The 17,501-nt window shown below is 69.9% G+C and carries 7 protein-coding genes, 1 tRNA gene, 1 rRNA gene and 1 pseudogene; 9 read left to right on the plus strand and 1 reads right to left on the minus strand.

From position 1 onward, the window contains the following. The first annotated feature begins 144 nt into the window (after window positions 1–144). A 5S ribosomal RNA gene (rrf, locus tag ACFYPN_RS06260) occupies window positions 145–261 on the plus strand. Window positions 262–568: 307 nt separating this feature from the next. Then, window positions 569–641, plus strand: a tRNA-Thr gene (locus ACFYPN_RS06265). Window positions 642–743: 102 nt separating this feature from the next. Here the strand turns inward: ACFYPN_RS06265 and ACFYPN_RS06270 are convergent. Then, the gene (locus tag ACFYPN_RS06270; RefSeq protein WP_389296985.1) at window positions 744–3,368 is read right to left on the minus strand and encodes a SpoIIE family protein phosphatase; all 2,625 of its coding nucleotides are present in this window, start codon (window positions 3,366–3,368) and stop codon (window positions 744–746) included. Window positions 3,369–3,887: 519 nt separating this feature from the next. On the opposite strand from ACFYPN_RS06270, the gene ACFYPN_RS06275 reads away from it, so the two are divergent. The 7 genes and pseudogenes from ACFYPN_RS06275 to ACFYPN_RS06305 all read left to right on the plus strand — a co-directional run bounded on the left by ACFYPN_RS06275 (window position 3,888) and on the right by ACFYPN_RS06305 (window position 17,485). Next, window positions 3,888–9,317: a HAMP domain-containing protein gene (locus ACFYPN_RS06275; protein WP_358760749.1), complete on the plus strand. Its 5,430-nt coding sequence runs from the start codon at window positions 3,888–3,890 to the stop codon at window positions 9,315–9,317. 288 nt (window positions 9,318–9,605) lie between these two features. After that, complete coding sequence (locus ACFYPN_RS06280) at window positions 9,606–10,280, plus strand: response regulator (protein ID WP_358760750.1); 675 nt, start codon at window positions 9,606–9,608, stop codon at window positions 10,278–10,280. A 253-nt stretch (window positions 10,281–10,533) separates the two neighbouring features. Then, window positions 10,534–13,373 (plus strand): annotated as a pseudogene (locus ACFYPN_RS06285) (DNA translocase FtsK). Window positions 13,374–13,607: 234 nt separating this feature from the next. Next, window positions 13,608–14,408, plus strand: a complete 801-nt coding sequence (locus tag ACFYPN_RS06290; RefSeq protein WP_389296988.1) for a helix-turn-helix domain-containing protein — start codon at window positions 13,608–13,610, stop codon at window positions 14,406–14,408. A 205-nt stretch (window positions 14,409–14,613) separates the two neighbouring features. Then, window positions 14,614–16,092, plus strand: coding sequence for a 30S ribosomal protein S12 methylthiotransferase RimO (gene rimO, locus ACFYPN_RS06295; protein ID WP_389296990.1), 1,479 nt, complete (start codon window positions 14,614–14,616; stop codon window positions 16,090–16,092). Beyond that, a complete protein-coding gene (pgsA, locus tag ACFYPN_RS06300) occupies window positions 16,089–16,979 on the plus strand; it encodes a CDP-diacylglycerol--glycerol-3-phosphate 3-phosphatidyltransferase (RefSeq protein WP_358760753.1) in 891 nt (296 codons plus the stop codon). Before rimO ends, pgsA begins: the two co-directional genes overlap by 4 nt. After that, window positions 16,976–17,485: a nicotinamide-nucleotide amidohydrolase family protein gene (locus ACFYPN_RS06305; protein ID WP_358760754.1), complete on the plus strand. Its 510-nt coding sequence runs from the start codon at window positions 16,976–16,978 to the stop codon at window positions 17,483–17,485. Before pgsA ends, ACFYPN_RS06305 begins: the two co-directional genes overlap by 4 nt. Window positions 17,486–17,501: the final 16 nt, after the last annotated feature.

A 17,501-nucleotide genomic window follows, 5' to 3' on the forward strand; every position in this document is an offset into this window, starting at 1 on the left:
ATAGGCCAGATGTGGAAGCCCGGTAACGGGTGGAGCTGACTGGTACTAATAGGCCGAGGGCTTGTCCTCAGTTGCTCGCGTCCACTGTGTTGTTCTGAAATAACAATTGGCTGTGTTTTTCCGGTTGGTTAAATTTCATAGTGTTTCGGTGGTCATTGCGTTAGGGAAACGCCCGGTTACATTCCGAACCCGGAAGCTAAGCCTTTCAGCGCCGATGGTACTGCAGGGGGGACCCTGTGGGAGAGTAGGACGCCGCCGAACAATTTTTCCGGGAGACCCCCGTGCCTTTGGGCACGGGGGTTTTCTGCGTTTGAAGGGTACGTGCGCTGAGAGCCGTGAACGGGCCGGGGCCGGGTTCGTCGGCCGGGGCCCGGTGCGGTTGGGGCCGTCCAGGGCCGGCAGTCGCGGTCGCGGTTGCGGAGTGATGACTTCCGGGCGAACGCGCGGGACAACGCCGGCCCGTGACCGATTTTCATGAGTGCGGGAATCCGCGCGGGATTCCGCGTGGCAGATGGTTCTGGCTACCCCGGAACTGGGGTATGCTTATCTCGTTGCACAGCGCAGCAAGGCCCCAATAGCTCAGTCGGTAGAGCGTCTCCATGGTAAGGAGAAGGTCTGCGGTTCGATTCCGCATTGGGGCTCAGCACGAGGAAGACCCCCACCATTCGGTGGGGGTCTTCCTGCTTTCCGGACCGTTTCCGTTTTCCCGGGCCGTCGGCAGCGGCCCGGGAAAACGGTCCGGATCAGATCGTCTGCGGCTCGGGGACTCGCATGGCGAGGATGGCCATGTCGTCCGAGGCCGGCTCGGCTGCGAATCGCTCGACGGCCCGCAGGACGCGTGCGGCCACCGCTCCGGCCGTCAGCCCCGTGCAGTTGGCCAGCACCTCCGCCAGGCCGTCGTCCCCGAGCATGCGGGTCCCCTCGCGCCGCTCGGTGATGCCGTCCGTGACACAGAGCAGGACATCGCCGGGGGCGAGCGTGATCTCCTCCTCGTACAGCTCCAGGTCCTCGATGACGCCGAGCAGCGGCTGGGGCTCGGCGGCGGGCTCCACCGTGCCGTCCTGACGGAGACGGAGCGGCAGGGGGTGGCCGGCGCAGACGACCTTCAGGAGGGCGCTGCCGTCCTCCTGGGGACGGAGCTCGCCGTACAGGAGCGTGAGGAAGCGGCTGCGGGCACCCTCGTCGAGGATGGCCGCGTTGAGGCGTTCCAGCACCGCCGGACCGCCGAAGCCCTCGCGGGCCAGCAGGCGCAGGGCGTGCCGGGCGAGACCCGTGACGGCCGCGGCCTCGGGGCCCGTACCGCACACGTCGCCGATGGCGAATCCGTAGACGCCGTCGCGGATCGGGAAGACGTCGTAGAAGTCGCCGCCGACCTCGTTGCCCTCACCCGCGGCGCGGTAGATGACCTCGATCTCGACGTTCGGTACCACCGGCTGGCTCGGAGGCAGCAGGCTGCGCTGGAGGGCCTGGCTGATGGCCGTGCGCTCGGAGTAGAGCCGGGCGTTGTCCAGCGCGAGGGCGGCCCGCCGGGACAGGTCCTCCGCGAGTTCCAGGATCTCCTGGCGGAAGTGGTCGTCCGACGGCTTGCCGAGCGTCAGCATGCCGATGACACGGTTGCGGGCGACGAGGGGGAGTACGACCGTCTCGCCGCCCACGGCAGCGGCCGTGGCCAGCGTCGTACGGGTGGAGTTGGCCATGCTCAGCGGGGCGTCGCTGCTCAGGCTCCGCATCGACGTGCGCAGTGCGGCCTCGTGGGCGGCCTTGCTCGGCGCGCCCCACACCCGGGCGCCGGGGGAGGGCACGGGCTCGGGCGGGTCGATGCGGGAGAGCAGGGCCTTGAGCCCGTCGATCAGATCCTCGTCCTCGTGCAGGACGAAGGAGAGGAACGGTTCCGAGGCCGGATCGGCGATGGTGTAGACGGCGCACCAGGTGGCGAGCTTGGGGACGGTCATCTGGGCCATGAGGGCCAGGGTCTGGTCCCGGTCGAGTGTCCCGGCCAGCAGGTCGGACGCCTCGACGAGGAAGGAGAGGGAGCCCCTGCGGAGGCGTTCGAGCTCCCCGAGGCGGGCCGACTCGACGGCGAGCGCGATGCGGTCGGCGGCGAACTGGAGGCGCAGGGCCTCCTCGTTGGTGTACCGCCCCGCGGCCTCGGCCGCGACGCCCAGCGATCCGGTGAGCCGGCCTTCCACCTTCAGCGGGACCGTCACCACCGAGCGCATCCCCGTGCCGCCCAGCAGCGGGACGGCGCCCTCCACGGCCATCAGGTCCTCGTGGACGGCGGGCATCCGGGCGGAGCCGTATCGGCCGGCACTCGCCTCGACGGGGACCCGGGCGAAGCGCTGGCGGGCGGAGGGCAGGCCGGTGGTGGCACGGACCTCGAGTTCGGTCTCGTCGTCCGTGGCCAGGAGCAGGAAGGCGGCGTCCGCGTCGAGCATGTCGCGCGCCCGCTCGACGGTCCGCTGGAGCAGGCCGTCCAGGTCGTCGGGTGCGGGGGAGCCGATGAACACCTCGAAGGGGTCGGCCGAGCGGCTCTCGCCGGTATCGGTGACCGGGGCCCGCACCGGGCTCTGCAGCACCGCTCGCTCGTCGTCGCGGACCATCAGACAGACCGTGGACGGGGAACCCGCCGTGTCCCGGACACGCAGGTGGGAGGCGTAGACGGGGATGACCCGGCCGTCCGCGCACCGGAAGCCGTAACTGCCCTCCCAGCGCGACAGCTGGAGCGCGGCGGCGATGCCGGTGCTGGTGCCCGGGGTCTGCGGCCAGGCGGCGAACTCGGTGAGCTGCTTGCCCACGACCTGCTCGGGGGCGTACCCGAAGAGGTACGAGGCGTCCTCGTTCCAGGAGGCGACCGCGCCGGCCATGTCGATCTGGACCACGGCGACCCGGATGCGCCGGTCGGCGACCGGCAGGCTCTCGACGGGGAGCAGCGGGCCGGCGGAGCGGATGCCCACGGGCCGGTCGGGCAGGTCCAGCTGGAACCAGACGTGTTTGCGGGTGGGGGCGTACTCCACGCCCCAGCGGGACGCCAGCGCGGCGCAGAGCAGGAGGCCCCGGCCGCCTTCCCGGTCGGGGCTGCCGAAGTCCACCGCCGTGCTCTGGAGCGGGACCTCGCGCTCCGGATAGTGGTCGGCGACCTCGACGCGTACCCCGTCCTCCGCGCGCAGGCAGAGGACGTCCGCGGCGGTGCCCGCGTGCACGACCGCGTTGGTCACCAGCTCGCTGGTGAGGACGACCGCGTCGTCGATGACGTCGGTGTAGCCCCATCCCTGGAGCGTGTCCCGGACGAAGGCGCGGGCTGTCGCTACGGAGCGACCGGCCGGTTCGAAGGTGGCGGCCGCACGCGCGGTGATCACTGCACTCCCCATATGGTGTCGCGTCGCTTCCCCGAGTCCTGTGCCCGTGTCCTGGGCCTTTCGTTGGGATCATGCCGGGCTCGCCCGCCCCGGCCTGGTCCAACTCGTTCCGCCCGGGAGCTGCCCGTGGTCCTGGCGGATGCGCGACGAACCACCGGACGGCCCTCCGCCAGGCTAGACGCTCGCCGGGGCCGCCGGGTACACGAGGCCGGACTTCACCCCGGACGGGGGGAATGGGCGTACGCGAGCGTGTGGGGGCGGCTCTCCCGCCGGGTGCGGCCGGTGCGGGTGGGGGTGTCGTCGGGGTGACGATTCCCATCGATACCCGCGGTCGGGTTCCGGCCTGGTACGTTTCAAGGATTTGACGTTTCCATGGGCACCCGTCGACGGTGGCTGTGGCGGTGAGGTACCTCGGAACTGGGAAAGCTCCCGGAATCACCCGAGCGAAACGGTCAACCCTGCGGGAGGGACACGGTGGAGTCTGACGTGGCGGCGCGGGGTTCAGGCACGCGTACAAGAGGCGGACAGCCCGTGAAAAATCAGCGTCAAGGAACTGTCGAGGTGGACGCGGCAGCTCTGAACAGACTGCTCTCGGCCCTGCTCGCGATGCGTGACGGCAACTTCCGCCGGCGGCTCACGGTCTCCGGGGACGGGCCCCTGACGGAGATCTCCGCCGTCTTCAACGAGGTGGCCGACCGCAACCTCCACCTCACGGGAGAACTCGCCCGCGTCCGCCGGGTGGTCGGCCGGGAGGGGAAGCTCACCGAGCGGCTGGAGACCGGTGCCTGCGAAGGTGCCTGGGCCGCCGCGATCGACGCGTCCAACGAACTGGTCGACGACCTCGCGCGACCCGTGTCCGAGGTCGGCCGGGTGCTGTCCGCGGTGGCCGACGGCGACCTCGACCAGCGGATGGAGCTGCGCTCCCACACGGCGGACGAGACGGTACGCCCGCTGCGCGGGGAGTTCCTGAAGGTCGCCCGTACGGTCAACAACCTGGTCGACCAGCTGTCGGCCTTCACCGAACAGGTGACGCGGGTCGCCGTCGAGGTGGGCACGGAGGGCAAGCTGGGCGGCCAGGCGCAGGTGCGTGGCATGTCCGGTTCCTGGAAGGACCTCACGGACTCCGTCAACACGATGGCGTACCGGCTCACCGCCCAGGTGCGGGACATCGCGCTGGTGACGACGGCGGTGGCCAAGGGCGACCTGTCGCGGAAGGTCACCGTCCATGTGTCCGGGGAGATGCTCCAGCTGAAGAACACCGTCAACACGATGGTGGAGCAGCTCTCCTCGTTCTCGTCCGAGGTCACCCGGGTCGCCCGCGAGGTCGGCACGGAGGGCGAGCTCGGCGGCCAGGCCACGGTGCCGGGTGTCGCCGGTGTGTGGAAGGACCTCACCGACTCCGTCAACACCATGGCGGGAAACCTCACCAGCCAGGTGCGTGGCATCGCCGAGGTGACGACGGCGGTGGCCAACGGCGACCTGTCGCAGAAGGTCACCGTGAGCGCGCGCGGCGAGGTCGCGCAGCTCGCCGAGACGATCAACCAGATGACGGAGACGCTGCGTACCTTCGCGGACGAGGTGACCCGGGTCGCCAGCGAGGTCGGCGGCGAGGGGCTGCTCGGTGGCCAGGCCCAGGTGCCCGGTGCCGCCGGCACGTGGAAGGACCTGACCGATTCGGTCAACACCGTCTTCCGCAACCTGACGACTCAGGTGCGGGACATCGCCCAGGTGACGACGGCGGTGGCCAGCGGTGACATGACGCAGAAGGTCACGGTCGACGTGGCCGGCGAGATGCTGGAGCTGAAGAACACCGTCAACACGATGGTGGACCAGCTCCAGTCCTTCGGTTCGGAGGTGACCCGGGTCGCGCGGGAGGTCGGCGTGGAGGGCCGGCTGGGCGGTCAGGCCGAGGTGCCCGGTGCCGCCGGCACGTGGAAGGACCTGACCGATTCGGTCAACACCGCTTTCCGTAACCTCACCGGCCAGGTGCGGGACATCGCCCAGGTGACGACGGCGGTGGCCAACGGCGACCTGTCGCAGAAGGTCACCGTGGACGTGGCCGGCGAGATGCTGGAGCTGAAGAACACCGTCAACACGATGGTGGCGCAGCTCTCCTCGTTCGCCGACCAGGTGACCCGGATGGCGCGCGACGTGGGCACCGAGGGGCGCCTCGGTGGTCAGGCCCGCGTCGACGGTGTCTCCGGTACGTGGAAGGAGCTCACCGACTCCGTCAACTTCATGGCGGGCAACCTCACCGACCAGGTCCGCCAGATCGCCCAGGTGACGACGGCGGTGGCGCGGGGCGACCTGTCGCAGAAGATCGACGTGGACGCGCGGGGCGAGATCCTGGAGCTGAAGAACACCATCAACACGATGGTCGACCAGCTCTCCGCGTTCGCGGAGCAGGTGACCCGGGTCGCCCGCGAGGTGGGCACGGACGGCCGGCTCGGTGGCCAGGCGCAGGTGCCCGGCGTGGCGGGCGTGTGGCGCGATCTGACCGACTCGGTGAACGGCATGGCCGGCAACCTCACCGCCCAGGTCCGCAACATCGCGCAGGTCGCCACCGCGGTGGCGCGCGGTGACCTGTCGCAGAAGATCGACGTGGACGCGCGGGGCGAGATCCTGGAGCTGAAGAACACCCTCAACACGATGGTGGACCAGCTCTCGAACTTCGCGGAGCAGGTGACCCGGGTGGCCCGCGAGGTGGGTACCGAGGGCATTCTCGGCGGTCAGGCCGAGGTGCAGGGGGTGTCCGGCACGTGGAAGGACCTCACCCAGTCCGTCAACGGCATGGCCAACAACCTCACTCTCCAGGTGCGGAACATCGCCGAGGTCACGACCGCGGTGGCCAAGGGCGATCTCTCGAAGAAGATCACCGTCGACGCCAAGGGCGAGATCCTCGAACTGGTCACGACCGTCAACACCATGGTCGACCAGCTGATGAACTTCGCCGACGAGGTCGCCCGGGTGGCCCGTGAGGTGGGTACCGAGGGCATCCTCGGCGGTCAAGCCCGGGTGCGCGGCGCGACGGGCATCTGGAAGGACCTCAGCGACAACGTCAACCTGATGGCCAACAACCTGACGAGCCAGGTACGGAACATCTCCCGGGTCTCGTCGGCGGTCGCCAACGGCGACCTGACGAAGAAGGTCACGGTGGAAGCGCGGGGCGAGGTCGCCGAGCTGGCCGACACCGTCAACACCATGGTGACGACGCTCTCCTCGTTCGCCGACGAGGTGACCCGGGTGGCCCGCGAGGTCGGTACCGAGGGCATCCTCGGCGGTCAGGCGCGGGTTCCGGGGGTCGCGGGGACCTGGAAGGACCTCACCGAGTCCGTGAACTCGATGGCCTCCAACCTCACCGGGCAGGTACGGCAGATCGCGACCGTCACCACCGCCATCGCCAAGGGCGACCTCACCAAGAAGATCGACATCGACGCGCAGGGCGAGATCCTGCAGCTGAAGGACACCATCAACACGATGGTCGACCAGCTGTCGTCCTTCGCCGACCAGGTGACCCGGGTGGCCCGCGAGGTGGGGACGGAGGGCCAGCTGGGCGGGCAGGCCCGGGTGCGGGACGTCGACGGCACCTGGCGCGACCTGACCGAGTCGGTGAACGAGATGGCCGGGAACCTCACCCGGCAGGTGCGGGCCATCGCGGCCGTCGCCACCGCGGTGACGCGCGGCGATCTGAACCTCAAGATCGACGTGGACGCGGCCGGCGAGATCCAGGTGCTGCAGGACAACATCAACACGATGATCGCCAACCTGCGCGACACGACCCTCGCCAACAAGGAGCAGGACTGGCTGAAGGGCAACCTCGCCCGGATCTCCGGCCTGATGCAGGGCCGCCGCGACCTCGACGACGTCGCCTCGCTGATCATGAGCGAGCTGACCCCGGTGGTCTCCGCCCAGCACGGCGCGTTCTTCATGGCCATGGTCGCGGGCGACACCGACGAGGTGGGCGCGGACGGCGGTGCGGAGGACGCGTACGAGCTGCGGATGCGCGGCAGTTACGGGTACTCGGTCGGCTCGATGCCGACCTCCTTCCGGCCCGGCGAGTCGCTCATCGGCCAGTCCGCGGCGGAGAAGCGGACCATCCAGGTCGACAGCGCGCCTCCCGCCTACCTGAAGATCTCCTCGGGCCTCGGCGAGGCACCCCCGGCCCATGTGATCGTGCTGCCGGTGCTCTTCGAGGGCAAGGTCCTCGGGGTGATCGAGCTGGCCTCCTTCCAGCCGTTCACCCAGATCCAGCGGGACTTCCTGAACCAGCTCGCCGAGATGATCGCGACGAGCGTCAACACCATCAGCGTCAACACCAGGACCGAGAAGCTGCTGGAGCAGTCGCAGGAGCTGACCGAGCAGCTCCGGGACCGCTCGCAGGAGTTGGAGAACCGGCAGAAGGCCCTCCAGGCGTCCAACGCCGAACTCGAGGACAAGGCGGCGCTGCTGGCCCGTCAGAACCGGGACATTGAGCTGAAGAACACCGAGATCGAGGAAGCCCGCCAGGTCCTCCAGGAGCGGGCCGAGCAGCTCGCCGTCTCGATGCGGTACAAGTCGGAGTTCCTGGCGAACATGTCGCACGAGCTGCGCACCCCGCTCAACTCCCTGCTGATCCTCGCCAAGTTGCTGGCGGACAACGCCGAGGGGAACCTCTCGCCGAAGCAGGTGGAATTCGCCGAGACGATCCACGGGGCTGGTTCCGACCTGCTGCAGCTGATCAACGACATCCTCGACCTCTCCAAGGTCGAGGCCGGCAAGATGGACGTCAGCCCGACCCGCATCGCGCTGGTCCAGCTGGTCGACTACGTGGAGGCGACCTTCCGGCCGCTCACCGCCGAGAAGGGGCTCGACTTCTCGGTACGCGTCTCGCCCGAACTCCCCGCGACGCTCCACACCGACGAGCAGCGACTGCTCCAGGTGCTGCGCAACCTGCTCTCCAACGCGGTGAAGTTCACCGACAGCGGTGCGGTGGAGCTGGTGATCCGCCCCGCCGGACCGGACGTCCCGAACGCCATCCGGGAGAACCTCCTGGAGACGGGGGCGGTGCGGGACGCGGACGCCGACCTCATCGCTTTCTCGGTCACCGACACCGGGATCGGGATCGCCTCCAGCAAGATGATGGTGATCTTCGAGGCGTTCAAGCAGGCGGACGGCACCACCAGCCGCAAGTACGGCGGTACCGGCCTCGGCCTCTCCATCAGCCGGGAGATCGCGCGCCTGCTGGGCGGGGAGATCCACGCGGCGAGCGAGCCGGGCCGCGGTTCCACCTTCACGCTCTACCTCCCGCTGCGCCGCGGTGACCTGCCGGCGCAGGGATACCCGCAGGCGGAACCGGACGCCCTCGAACTGCCCTCCGGCAGCGGGGAGTACGGCTCTCCGGCCGACTCCGCGCCGCTGGGCGACCCGGCCAACTCCGCGGGGGTGTTCCGGCGCAGGCGACAGGCGCTCGGCGATCCCCGCCGCCGTCCGGCGCTGCCCGCGCCCAACCGTCCCGGTGCCGGGGCGGCCGCGGGGCCGGAGAACGCCGCTCAGGAGGACTGGGTCCAGGGGGCAGGGGCGCCCGAGGCCCGGAAGTCGTTCCGGTTCCGCGGCGAGAAGGTGCTGATCGTCGACGACGACATCCGCAACGTCTTCGCCCTCACCAGCGCCCTGGAACAGCACGGACTCTCGGTGCTCTACGCCGAGAACGGCCGCGAGGGGATCGAAGTGCTGGAGCAGCACGACGATGTGGCGGTCGTGCTGATGGACATCATGATGCCCGAGATGGACGGGTATGCCACGACGACGGCGATCCGGCGGATGCCCCAGTTCGCCGCTCTCCCGATCGTCGCGCTGACGGCGAAGGCCATGAAGGGTGACAAGGAGAAGGCGCTCGACTGCGGCGCCTCCGACTATGTCACCAAGCCGGTCGACCCCGACTATCTGCTCGGCGTCATGGAGAGGTGGATGCGCGGGGAGTGACGCGGGTAGGAGGGGGGTGCCGACGGGTGCCGCGGGTACGGCACCCCCCTCGGCACAGGTGTGTGGACCGGCGCGCGCTTCGGCTCCCCCGGAGATTGTGGAGACACCGTCCGACCGGGAACCTTCCGAACTTCCGCCGCGTTCTTGTTGTGTGCACAGTGACATCGCGGTGACAGGGTGTGGCGACGGCCGGGGTGCGGCTACGATGACCGGCACAAGACGGACGGCGATACGGAGCCGTCCCCTGGGGCGGCACCCGGTGCGATGCCGGGATGAGGAGGGCGGGCCATGATGCAGAAGGCCAAGATCCTCCTGGTCGATGACCGGCCGGAGAATCTGCTGGCGCTGGAGGCCATCCTCTCTGCGCTGGATCAGACGCTGGTGCGGGCATCGTCAGGGGAGGAAGCGCTCAAGGCGCTGCTCACGGACGACTTCGCGGTCATTCTGCTCGATGTCCAGATGCCGGGAATGGACGGCTTCGAGACAGCCGCGCACATCAAGCGCCGTGAGCGGACTCGGGACATCCCGATCATCTTCCTCACTGCGATCAACCACGGACCGCACCACACCTTCCGCGGTTATGCGGCAGGTGCCGTCGACTACATCTCGAAGCCCTTCGACCCCTGGGTGCTGCGTGCCAAGGTGTCGGTCTTCGTCGAGCTGTACATGAAGAACTGCAAGCTGCGCGAGCAGGCGGCCCTGCTGCGGGCTCAGCTCGACGGCGGGCGCTCCGGCGAGGACAGGGAGCCGGCCGGACTGCTGGCCGAGCTCTCGGCACGCCTGGCCGCGGTGGAGGAGCAGGCCGAGGCGCTCTCCAAGCAGTTGGACGACGAGTCCGCGGACGCGGCGGCCGTGGCCACCGCCGCGCATCTCGAACGCAAGCTCACGGGGCTGCGGCGGGCGCTCGACGCCCTGGAGCCCGGAACGAACGGCGCCACCGGCATCCTGCCGTCGCAGAGCTGACCAGAAGCGCAACCGGGAACCGCAACCGAGAACGACGAGCAAGCACCGCGGAGCTGACGGCCGTACGGTTCCGGAAGCCGCAGACCGAACCGTTGCGAACCGACGGCGCGGAACTGACGGCGCTGGTCCGGCCGCTGCTGTCCCGCACACGTCCGGGCGATTCGCGTGCGAGGGCGCACCCCCACTCGACGGTGAGAAGGCGTCAGTTTCTGTCCGCCGCGAACCGACACGGTCGGGTGAACCCGACGGGCACGTGTCCCGACGCGTCGACACCGGTAACCTCGGCCCATGGCCTCACGTACGTCCGGCAAGGGTTCCCAGAGCTCGGCGGGCACCGCGAAGAGCGTCGGCCGTACACCGGGGCCGGCGAGAAAAGTCGCGCCCGCCAAAAAGGTGCCGACGGGGAAAGCGGCGCCCCCGCGCAGGGCGCCGGTCAAGAAGGCAGCGGCCAAGAGGCCCGCACCAAGACCCGCAGCGTCCCCCACCAACGGGGTGTACCGACTGGTGCGCGCCGTCTGGCTCGGCATGGCGCACGGTGTCGGCGCACTGTTCCGTTCGATAGGGCGAGGCGCCAAGGGACTCGATCCGGCCCACCGCAAGGACGGGCTGGCGCTGCTGCTGCTGGGACTCGCGCTGATCGTCGCCGCGGGCACCTGGTCGAATCTGCGCGGACCCGTCGGTGACCTGGTCGAGATGCTGGTGACCGGGGCGTTCGGCCGGCTCGACCTGCTCGTACCGATACTGCTGGGCGCGGTCGCCGTGCGGCTGATCCTCTATCCCCACAGGCCCGAGGCGAACGGACGGATCGTCATCGGCCTCTCGGCACTGGTCATCGGCATCCTCGGGCAGGTCCACATCGCCTGCGGCAGCCCGGGGCGCGGGGACGGTACGGAGGCCATACAGGACGCGGGCGGTCTGATCGGCTGGGGCGCGTCCACCCCGCTCGTCTTCGCCATGGGCGAGGTGCTCGCCGTTCCCCTGCTGCTCCTGCTGACGGTGTTCGGGCTTCTGGTCGTCACGGCCACACCGGTCAACGCGATTCCGCAGAGGCTCCGGCTGCTCGGGGTGAAGCTGGGCATCGTCGAGGCGCCGGCGGGCCCGGAGGACGGCTACGAGCGTTACGCCGGCGACGACGAGCGGTACGACGACCAGTGGCGCGAGGCGCTCCCCGGCCGGACGCGCCGTGCCCCCGGGCGCGGCCCCGACGGGGTGTTCGACGCGGAGGACGCCGAGTCCGAGGCGCCGGCCCGGCGTCGCAGGCCCCGGCGGCAGACGGCGCAGCCCGGGACGAACCGGCCGATGGACGCCGTCGACGTCGCCGCGGCCGCCGCCGCCGCGCTGGACGGAGCGGTGCTCAACGGCATCTCGCCCTCGCCCGTGGTCGCCGACCTCACCCACAAAGTGTTCGGCGACCGGGACCGCACCGGCGAGCGGGAGGGGGCCGGCAGCCCCGTGCCCGGCGCGCGCGGAGCGCGGTCCGCCGAGGACGCCGGCCAGGAGCGCACCGGCCGGAAGCCCGCCGGCGCCCCGCCCGTCGGCGTACCGGACCTGACCAAGCCCGCGCCGGAGCAGACCCGGCCGTTGCCCGCGCGGGCGGAGCAGCTCCAGCTCTCCGGCGACATCACCTACTCGCTGCCCTCCCTCGATCTGCTGGAGCGCGGCGGCCCGGGCAAGACGCGGAGCGCGGCCAACGACGTGGTCGTCGCCTCGTTGACCAACGTCTTCACGGAGTTCAAGGTCGACGCGGCCGTCACCGGCTTCACCCGGGGCCCGACGGTCACCCGGTACGAGGTGGAGCTCGGGCCGGCGGTGAAGGTCGAGCGCATCACCGCCCTCACCAAGAACATCGCCTACGCCGTCGCCAGCCCCGACGTCCGGATCATCTCGCCGATCCCCGGCAAGTCCGCGGTCGGCATCGAGATCCCCAACTCCGACCGGGAGATGGTCAACCTCGGCGACGTTCTGCGGCTCGCGGACGCGGCCGAGGACGACCATCCGATGCTGGTCGCGCTCGGCAAGAACGTCGAGGGCGGCTATGAGATGGCCAACCTGGCGCAGATGCCGCACGTGCTGGTCGCGGGGGCGACCGGCTCCGGAAAGTCGTCCTGCATCAACTGCCTGATCACCTCGATCATGGTCCGGGCCACCCCGGACGACGTGCGCATGGTCCTCGTCGACCCCAAGCGGGTCGAGCTGACCGCGTACGAGGGCATCCCGCACCTGATCACGCCGATCATCACCAACCCGAAGAAGGCGGCCGAGGCGCTCCAGTGGGTGGTGCGGGAGATGGACCTGCGCTACGACGACCTCGCCGCGTACGGCTTCCGGCACATCGACGACTTCAACCACGCGGTGCGCGACGGCAAGGTGAAGGCGCCCGAGGGCAGCGAGCGGGAGCTCGCCCCGTACCCGTACCTGCTGGTCATCGTCGACGAGCTGGCGGACCTGATGATGGTCGCGCCGCGTGACGTGGAGGACTCCATCGTCCGCATCACGCAGCTGGCACGGGCCGCCGGTATCCACCTGGTGCTCGCGACGCAGCGGCCCTCCGTCGACGTCGTCACCGGACTGATCAAGGCCAACGTGCCCTCCCGGCTGGCGTTCGCGACGTCCTCGCTCGCGGACAGCCGGGTCATCCTGGACCAGCCCGGTGCCGAGAAGCTCATCGGGAAGGGGGACGGTCTGTTCCTGCCGATGGGGGCGAACAAGCCGACCCGTATGCAGGGCGCCTTCGTCACCGAGGCCGAGGTCGCCGCCGTGGTCCAGCACTGCAAGGACCAGATGACCCCCGTCTTCCGGGACGACGTGGTGGTCGGGACAAAGCAGAAGAAGGAGATCGACGAGGACATCGGTGACGACCTCGACCTGCTCTGCCAGGCCGCGGAGCTCGTCGTCTCGACACAGTTCGGCTCGACCTCGATGCTCCAGCGGAAGTTGAGGGTCGGCTTCGCCAAGGCAGGAAGGCTCATGGACCTGATGGAGTCCCGGAACATCGTCGGTCCGAGCGAGGGGTCGAAAGCCCGTGACGTCATGGTGAAGCCCGACGAACTCGACGGGGTATTGGCCCTGATCCGGGGGGAAACAGCTCCTTGATGGTCACGGAAGCATCGCGAATGCTCTTCCCGGGAGGGTGGGGGGCAACCGTTGCGTCCGGTCGTACGTCACGTTCAAGTGGAGGGTGCGGCCGCGGCCGCTCCCGCCATACAGCCCAAGGGGTTGTCCGGCGGACCCGATGGCGTACAAGTCGTCGCGCCCGGTTGCCCCACCCTTTCGCACCCCCCCTAGACTGAACATCCAGCAGGTGGCTCACGCTCGAAAGGCGCCCCCGTGTCCATCGGCAACTCCCCCGAAGACGAACGGCCTTCGATCGGTCGTGTGCTTCAGCAGGCTCGTATCGCCGCAGGTCTGACGGTCGACGAAGTCAGCGGCTCCACCCGGGTGCGCATCCCCATCGTGCACGCGATCGAGAACGGCGACTTCTCGTGCTGCGGCGGCGACGTCTACGCGCGCGGTCACATCCGTACCGTCGCCCGCGCGGTCGGCATCGATCCTGAACCGTTGGTCGAGCAGTTCGACGCCGAACACGGCGGCCGTCCTGTGCCGACGCCGGCGGCTCCGCTCTTCGAAGCGGAACGCATCCGATCGGAACCCCGGCGGCCCAACTGGACCGCGGCCATGGTCGCGGCGATTGTCGCCGTCGTCGGTTTCGTCGGCTTCACCCTCTTCAACGGTGAGGACGAGGGAACCAGCACCGCACACGTGGCCGAGGGCTCCACGCCCCAGAAGGCCACCGCCAAACCCACCCCCACCAAGCCCGCCGACCCCAAGCCCGTGCCGTCGGAGAGCGCCATCGCGGCGGCTCCGCTGGACAAGGTGACGGTCAAGCTCAGTGCCACCGAGGGCAAGAGCTGGATCTCAGCCAAGGACCACAGCGGGCAGATCCTCTTCGACGGACTGCTTCTGCAGGGCCAGTCGAAGACGTTCCAGGACGAGGAGCGTGTCGACCTCGTCCTCGGGAACGCCGGATCCATCGATCTCTTCGTGAACGGCAAGAAGGTCGAGGACCAGTTCGAACCCGGACAGGTCGAGCGGCTTTCCTACGCGAAGGGCGACCCGGAGGCGGGCTGACAACGCCCGGCCTCCCGCACGACCGCTCCACCCCGCACCGCACCCGATCACGACGAACGCCCGGCCCCGCTGCCGGGCGTTCGTCGCGTTCCGCACCGTCGCGCCGCCGGCCGTTCGCCGTGTCTTCGCGTGGGCGGAGGTGACTGGGGGTAGCGGGGAACCCTGCGCGGCAGGGCGCCCGCCACGACAAAGTAGTCTTGATTCCATGCCCGAACGCCGTACCGTCGCCCTCGTCACTCTTGGCTGCGCCCGTAACGAGGTGGACTCGGAGGAGCTTGCAGGCCGCTTGGCAGCGGACGGCTGGGAGCTCGTCGAGGACGCCTCCGACGCGGATGTCGCCGTCGTCAACACCTGCGGCTTCGTCGAAGCCGCCAAGAAGGACTCCGTCGATGCCCTCCTCGAAGCCAATGATCTGAAGGATCACGGCAGGACCCAGGCCGTCGTCGCGGTCGGCTGCATGGCCGAGCGCTACGGCAAGGACCTCGCCGAGGCCCTGCCAGAAGCGGACGGAGTCCTCGGATTCGACGACTACGCCGACATCTCCGACCGCCTCCAGACCATCCTCAACGGTGGCATCCACGCCTCGCACACCCCGCGCGACCGGCGCAAGCTCCTCCCGATCAGCCCCGCCGAACGGCAGGACGCCGCTGTGGCCCTCCCCGGGCACGCGCAGGAGATCGCCCCGGCCCCCGCCGACCTCCCGGACGGCATCGCCCCGGTCTCCGGACCGCGCGCCCCGCTGCGCCGCCGGCTCGGCACCAGCCCCGTCGCCTCGGTGAAGCTGGCCTCCGGCTGCGACCGCCGGTGCACCTTCTGCGCCATCCCGTCCTTCCGCGGCTCCTTCATCTCCCGCCGCCCCTCCGACGTGCTGGGCGAGACCCGCTGGCTGGCCGAACAGGGCGTCAAGGAGGTCATGCTGGTCTCCGAGAACAACACCTCGTACGGCAAGGACCTCGGCGACATCCGCCTGCTGGAGACCCTGCTGCCGGAGCTCGCCGACGTCGAGGGCATCGAGCGCATCCGGGTCAGCTACCTCCAGCCCGCCGAGATGCGCCCCGGACTGATCGACGTCCTGACCTCGACGCCGAAGGTCGCCCCGTACTTCGACCTGTCCTTCCAGCACTCCGCTCCCGGCGTGCTGCGCGCCATGCGCCGTTTCGGCGACACCGACCGGTTCCTGGAACTCCTGGACACCATCCGCTCCAAGGCCCCGCAGGCCGGTGCCCGGTCCAACTTCATCGTCGGCTTCCCCGGCGAGACCGAGGCCGACCTCGCCGAGCTGGAGCGCTTCCTCACCGGAGCCCGGCTCGACGCCATCGGCGTCTTCGGCTACTCCGACGAGGAAGGCACCGAAGCGGTCGGCTACGAGAACAAGCTGGACGCCGACACCATCGCCGAGCGCCTCGCGCACATCTCCCAGCTCGCCGAGGAACTCACCTCCCAGCGTGCCGAGGAGCGGGTCGGCGAGACCTTGCAGGTGCTGGTCGAGTCCGTGGAGTCCGAGGAGGACGGCCCGGTCGCGATCGGCCGCGCCGCGCACCAGGCACCCGAAACGGACGGCCAGGTGGTCTTCACCACACGCGAAGGGCTCGTCCCCGGCCTTATGGTCGAGGCGAAGGCAGTGGGCACCGAGGGAGTCGACCTGGTGGCCGAACAACTCACACTCTCGGAGGCGGCCAGATGACGGGAGCCCCGGCATCCGCGACGGGCGGTTCCGGCGCCACGCCGGTCCGCGGCGGCAAGCTGGGCACCCCGGCCGTGAACCAGGCCGGCCTGTGGAACATCGCCAACATCCTCACCATGATCCGGCTGCTCCTGGTGCCCGGCTTCGTGATGCTGCTGCTGGCGGACGGCGGGTACGACCCCGCCTGGCGGTCCGTCGCGTGGGCGGCCTTCGCCATTGCGATGATCACCGACCTGTTCGACGGTCACCTCGCCCGCACGTACAACCTGGTCACCGACTTCGGGAAGATCGCCGACCCCATCGCCGACAAGGCGATCATGGGAGCGGCGCTTATCTCGCTGTCGTGGCTGGGCGACCTGCCGTGGTGGATCACCGGTGTGATCCTCTTCCGTGAGCTGGGCATCACGCTCCTGCGGTTCTGGGTGATCCGGCACGCCGTGATCCCGGCGAGCCGGGGTGGCAAGCTGAAAACGCTGGCGCAGGGAACGGCCGTGGGCATGTACGTCCTGGCGCTCACCGGTCCGCTCGCGACCCTCCGCTTCTGGGTGATGATGGTCGCCGTCGCGCTGACGGTGGTCACCGGACTCGACTACGTACGCCAGGCGGTCGTGGCGCGCCGGAAGGGGCTCGCCGCCGAGCGGGTCGCGGCGCTGGAGGCGGTCGCCCTGGCGCTGGACCCCCACGCGGACGCAGGTGTGGTCGCGGACGCGGTCGCGCCGACGACGGTGGCCGAGGAGGCCCGGGGCGCGGTCACCGGCGCGACCGCAGTGGCCGGGACGGCGCCGGTGGCCGCCGGGGGCGAGGGCCTTCCCGGTGCTGCCGTGCTGCCCGACGGCGATCCACTCCCCGGAGCCGTGGTCGGCGACCCCGCCGAGGCCGAGAGGTGACCCTCGCGGCCCGGGTACTGCGGCAGCTCGTCGAGCGGGGAGAGACCCTCGCCGTGGCCGAGTCGCTGACCGGTGGCCTGGTCGCGGCGGACCTGACCGCCGTCCCTGGAGCCTCCCGCTCCTTCCGGGGGTCGGTGACGGCGTACGCGACCGAGCTGAAGCACGAGCTGCTGGGGGTCGACGCCACCCTGCTCGCGGAGCGCGGAGCGGTGGACGCCGAGGTCGCGCGCGGTATGGCCGCCGGTGTGCGCCGGGCGCTCGGTGCCGACTGGGGGATCTCGACCACGGGGGTCGCCGGCCCGGATCCCCAGGACGGTCAGCCGGTCGGTACCGTCTACGTCGCTGTCGCGGGACCGCTTGGGGTCGGTAAAGTCGCGGCAATGCGGTTGAACGGTGAGCGGACGGACATCCGTAAAGAGAGCGTGCTCGGTGTCCTTGAGCTGCTCTCCGGCGTACTCGCAGAAAACGCGGGGGCACAGGATACGGAACAGCACGGGGGGAATTGATGTTTGCAGCCCTGAG

Origin of the sequence: Streptomyces sp. NPDC005576, from assembly GCF_042871745.1 — a bacterium.
GTDB lineage: Bacteria > Actinomycetota > Actinomycetes > Streptomycetales > Streptomycetaceae > Streptomyces.